Below are 4,827 nucleotides of genomic sequence, written 5' to 3'. Positions count from 1 at the left end.
CCCGATGGCGACGCCTCGTGCGCGACTATGAGCAGCGCATCGACGTCTCTCATGCCATGATCCTCGTCGCCATGGGCGGAAACCTGCTACGCAGAACAGCTCATCCCTGATTTTCCAAACGGACTCTAAGCATTCCGTCTATCGCGTCCGACAGGTTCCAGATTGGATCGGCGTCACCATCCCTGAGCATCTCGATCACCTTGGGTAAGCCAGCAATTGCCAAACCGCTTGCGACCGCCATCATGCGGCGAGGTTCCGACACGATCTGGACATCGCCTGTTTTGGCAATGGCCAGAAGCATCAACGTATGTACCCGCCAGGGGTCGCTGCCAAAGATTGCCCCATCGATGATCTTCTTCGTTTCGTATTTTGCTATGTCTAAGGGCTCAAGGTTTAGTCGAGCGGCTACGCAGACCGAGAGGAACCAAAGATCGACCATTCGTGGAAAAGGGCTTTGGTCGATAATCGCGCTCCCTCCAGTCTGACAGTAGCGCGTAAACGCCTCATGGAACTCCACAGGGACGTTGATATCGATCGCCTGAAATGGGTTGAAGTAGCGGTCAGCCATCGCAGCCTCCTATGATGCCATTTCGAGTTGGACTTGGGCGTCTGACCGCCTTTGACAAAGCTGGCATTCGCTTCGGTGGTCGCACTCGCACCGCAGAACCTTGCGCTCGCTGACGCCGGGATCATTGACAAGCATCTTGGGATAGTGGGCCGGGTTAGTGAGGGTAAAGACGGTTCCGGCCGCTTCGTCGATGATTTCCTCGCAGCCCGCGATTTCATCGTGCGTCAGGAATAGAACAAGCTGGGCGCTTTCGCGCACTGCTGTCCGCAGGATGGACCGCTTCACATATCCGCTGGTCATGCCGAGCGGAGTATCGATGACATTTGGCGCTTCAACCTCGCTCACCTTCGTCAGAGCTAAGATAAAGGCAAGGGTTAGCGCACGACGAGATGCGCCATTCAGGTCGCGATCCGGATTGAGTGTCCGCTCATTCGGGCCATAGACGATGATATCGAATTCGGTACTGATCTCCGCCCGTCGGATGATGGCGCCTTGCTCGGGGTCGGCGCCAATCATTTCGAGGAAGATGCTGTTCATCAACTCACTGACCTTTCGCAGCTCCTCGTTGGTGATGCGGTCATATGCACTCTGCAGAACGCTGGTCACGTCCTGGGTGACCTCCAGCTCGGCGAGGATGCGGGCGCCCTTCTTCTGCTCGCGTAGCAAGCGGTCACGCTCTTGCGTCAATCCCTCGCGGTCACGTTGGAGACCGGACAGTTTGGTCTCAACCTCTGTACGCTTGGCAAGGTAACGGTCACGCTGATCCTTATAGTGTCGCCGCGTCTCTCGCAGCCCCTGAATGTCGGTATCGGGCAGCGAGTCGAGTTGCAGCTCAAGGGCGCGAAATTCGCGTCCCGCATCTTCGCGGAGGATCTGGAGTCCGTCGCGGCTCTTGACTACTTTCTCATAATCCTCAAGCCAGCGGCTGTCGTTCCGTCCGGTTTGCTGAGGTCGGGCTTCATAATACAACCCGGTGATCGTTTCTTGGATGGCATCGGCGCGCTGGCTGTCATCGATGAGCTTCTGGATATGCTCGCGGCGCCGATGGCCATCGGGATCACCCGGTGCGAGGGTTTCCCCACAGATGCAAACTTCGGCCCCTAGTCGGTCTTGAAGCACAGGTACCGTCGTGCTCGGAATTTTCCCCTGGTCGTGAAGCTCTTCGAGTTTCTCAAACGCCTGGCGCAGTACGGGGGCCAAGAGGTCGTTGGCTAAGGGGCGGCTGCGGAATAGGGTGGCATGTTCCTTATTGGCCGCGGTGAGCTGCTCATCGAGCTGTTTAATTTTTCTTTTGGCACCATCTAAATCTTTCTTGAGTTGCTCACGGTCGCCTTTTTGGAGAGCGGTGGCGATCTTCTTGTCTGTCTCCTCGACCTTTTCATCAAATGCGGCAAACTGCTGTTTGGCATCCTCCAACTCGGTTTCGAGACCGGCGGTGTCATCGTCTATCTTTTCGAGACGTGACGCGATCCTGTTCAACTCGCCACCAGCCCCCACTTGCTTGGCTTGTTTGTTCACATCCGAGGCCGCCTTGCGCGCGTGCTTGATTGCATCGTCGATGACACCAAGACCAAGAAGCGACCGGATCGCCCGCTGTACCCGTTCGCGCTTGGTGGACAGGGCGACATCCGCCTCGATAAAGCTCAGTGCCCGGTCGCCGTCCGTGAAAAACACATCACGGAGTTCCGGTGGAAGCTCCTCATTGATCAGCGCTTCGGGAGAATCGATCGGCGTCACGCCAGTCTCATTCAGCGCAAACAGTTTCACCGATGACGGAGACCGCCTCGCACTGCTGTCAACTTCTTCATAAGCCGAGCGGACGATGCGGTACTGTCGTCGAGTTTCACGCACGCCGCCGGCGCTGCGGCGGTAGGTCGTCAGCTCGAACTCGACGGATGCGGTTATCGGTACGCGTCTGCCGTCGGATGCTTCCCAATCGATGGGATGCAGACGAAACCCATCGCCTTTTCCTGGCAAGGCAGCGTCACCGTAGAGTGCCCATTGGAGGGCGTTGAGTATTGTAGTTTTACCAGACTCGTTTGCTGCGCGAATAACCGTCAAATTGCGCTCCGGATCGCTTGAGAATTCAATCTCAAGGTCACGCAGCAGTCGAAAATTCTGAAATTTGGCACGAAGGAGTTTCATTGACCGACATCCTCCGTGATGTCTTGCCCGCGCTTCTCACAAAGGTATCTTGCAGCCGCATTGCATTTATCATTGATTTTTTTCTGTATGTTAGTGTTCTGGACACGGTGCTGGCGTTCGTACTCAAGGATGTCGCTAATGACATCGACTATCTCTTCGCGATAACCGTCGCAGCGCTCCTCGATCTGCTTGGATTGCTCAAGTATGATTGAGATGATTTTTCTGTCGTTCAGCGGCATTATTTAGCTTCCCCCATCCAAAAACGCAGCATCGACGAGTTTATCAAGAATCGCCAACGGCCCGTCTGGTCGACCGGCGTTTCTTGCGAGTCTGGCGAACTCCTGTGCACGGCGCAGTTCAGATCGCACGAGGCTTCGGGCATCGGGATCGAGCCCGTTTTCGATGTCTGGAGGCAACGCCAGGAAGTCGTGAATCGTGCTGTAGGATTTGCCGATAGCGCTGCATGTGCGCAGCAGACGCCCACGGCGCTGCACCCACTGTCTTTCGACTGTCGTGCTAGCCAGAACATAGGCCCGACAAATCTGGGGAATGTTCACCCCTTCATCCAGGACACGCTTGGCGGTCAGTACTTGGATTTCGCCATCCTGGAATGACTTGATGATGCGCTTGGTCTGCTCGCGGCTTCCAGTTTCTTCCGCTGTCAATTGGTGGAACAGAATGCCCTTGCCCCGCAGCATGCGGTTGACCGCTTCAAGCTGAGCGGGAGCCTTATCTGTCGTATAGACTAAGGTGTGCCGGAGAGTGCTGAGGTCCTCGCGCGCGAGCAATGTCGCAAGCTGACCGAGTTTGCCGGCGGCGGTCTCAAGGAGCGCTCGACGATCACGCAGAAGCTTGGCAAGGAACTCGTCGGGCTTGCCGTCACTGCCCCGCCAGGCGTTCTGTTTAATTTTTCCGGTTAGCTCATACCATTCATCCATTTCGGAGGGGGTCAGGTAGACCGGATGGACGTAATAGTCATATTCAACAAGGCAACGGCCGATAGCTTCTTCCAGAGTGAACTGGAAAACGACAGGACCAAAGAACGCGAAGAGGGCATCTGTCCCTTCTTGATCATACTGCCGAATTGGAGTGGCAGAGAGCGCCAGCCGGTATTCAAAGAACTCGGGTGGGCTGTTAACGAAAGAAGGGCTGCCCAAATTGTGGGCCTCGTCAGCAATGAGTAGACGGGCACAGCCAAAGGATGCGATCACGTCGAGGAACGCGGGAGTGCAAAGTGTATCGTGGCTGACGACAACGGCCTCGGCAGTCGATATCCCTGTGCGTAACCGTCGTTTGATCTTTTGCAATTCACTAGCGCGTTTCTGTGCACCCCCCACGAGCGTGAGGTTGGTCGGCTTCAGGCCAAACGGCACAATTTCATCGCACCACTGTTCGATCAGAGGCACATACGGGGCGGCGACAACGATCAATAGCGGATTATGCAGCTCAAAAAGCCGATAGGCGCTAATCATAGACGTGATCGTTTTGCCGGAACCGGTGGCCATTTCCAGAACGCCGCGAAAACCAGCTTCACACCAGGCTTTCACCGCAGATCCTTGATGCGCGAACGGTCCATCGTCGAAGCGGAGGATAGTCGGTATCGAAAAAGCTTCGCGCGGTAGGGTGTGGACCTCGAAAGTCTGTTGATCTTCAGAGAGTCCATTTGCTCGACCGTAGAGCGCGCGCAATTCGGCTTCGGTTGGAGGCGCTTCCGAATCGTAGGTGCGTAGAAGCCTTTCGGTCACTGCCTTGGGGAGTGGTACCACGAGGCAGCTATCCTCTTTGTTCTCCCATAGCCGGAGAAATTGGTAGGATAACTTTTCGGTTATGTACTTCTGGTTAGGATCTTCCCAGGACTTTGAGATGGCAATTTGTTCAATATTCTTTGTGATGCCAGCATGAGTGACATTGCTTGAGCCATGCGCGGCGAGAACGTCTGAGCCGTGCTGAAAGAGCCAAACCTTGGGATGGAACAATGCGTCCTTCATTAGGGTCCGGACCCATAAAAGGGGTTCCTCTGACGGCGGGATTGTGATTCAGGGTCTCTGAGGGGGACCCGTCATGGATCGCGACTATTTCTGGCTCAGCGATGAGCAGTTTGGGCTGCTTGAACC

The 4,827-nt window shown here is 55.6% G+C and carries 4 protein-coding genes and 1 pseudogene; 2 read left to right on the top strand and 3 right to left on the bottom strand.

Features of this window, described 5'->3' with window-relative positions; translation table 11 throughout:
• A pseudogene (locus TSB10GB4_RS00055) lies at positions 1-110 on the top strand (IS5/IS1182 family transposase); the annotation flags it as partial.
• Here TSB10GB4_RS00055 and TSB10GB4_RS00050 read toward each other — a convergent pair.
• Both TSB10GB4_RS00050 and TSB10GB4_RS00045 read right to left on the bottom strand, forming a co-directional pair.
• Positions 101-568 (bottom strand): hypothetical protein, encoded by a 468-nt coding sequence (locus tag TSB10GB4_RS00050; RefSeq protein WP_186394059.1) that lies wholly within the window; start codon positions 566-568, stop codon positions 101-103. The pseudogene TSB10GB4_RS00055 and the gene TSB10GB4_RS00050 sit on opposite strands and share 10 nt — an antisense overlap.
• Before the next feature lie 9 nt (positions 569-577).
• Positions 578-2,713 (bottom strand): AAA family ATPase, encoded by a 2,136-nt coding sequence (locus TSB10GB4_RS00045; protein WP_186394058.1) that lies wholly within the window; start codon positions 2,711-2,713, stop codon positions 578-580.
• Between TSB10GB4_RS00045 and TSB10GB4_RS23595 the strand changes: the two genes are divergently transcribed.
• On the top strand, positions 2,713-2,925 hold the full coding sequence (locus TSB10GB4_RS23595) for a hypothetical protein (RefSeq protein WP_208984296.1): 213 nt from the start codon (positions 2,713-2,715) through the stop codon (positions 2,923-2,925). The genes TSB10GB4_RS00045 and TSB10GB4_RS23595 overlap by 1 nt on opposite strands.
• 30 nt (positions 2,926-2,955) lie before the next feature.
• On the opposite strand, the gene TSB10GB4_RS00035 is transcribed toward TSB10GB4_RS23595, so the two are convergent.
• Positions 2,956-4,701 (bottom strand): DEAD/DEAH box helicase family protein, encoded by a 1,746-nt coding sequence (locus TSB10GB4_RS00035; RefSeq protein WP_186394056.1) that lies wholly within the window; start codon positions 4,699-4,701, stop codon positions 2,956-2,958.
• Positions 4,702-4,827 lie beyond the last annotated feature (126 nt).

The organism is Stappia sp. TSB10GB4, assembly GCF_900185745.1.
Classification (GTDB): Bacteria; Pseudomonadota; Alphaproteobacteria; order Rhizobiales; family Stappiaceae; genus Stappia.
The sequence above is the reverse complement of the archived record's forward strand: the minus strand, read 5'-3'. Positions and strand labels throughout refer to the sequence as shown.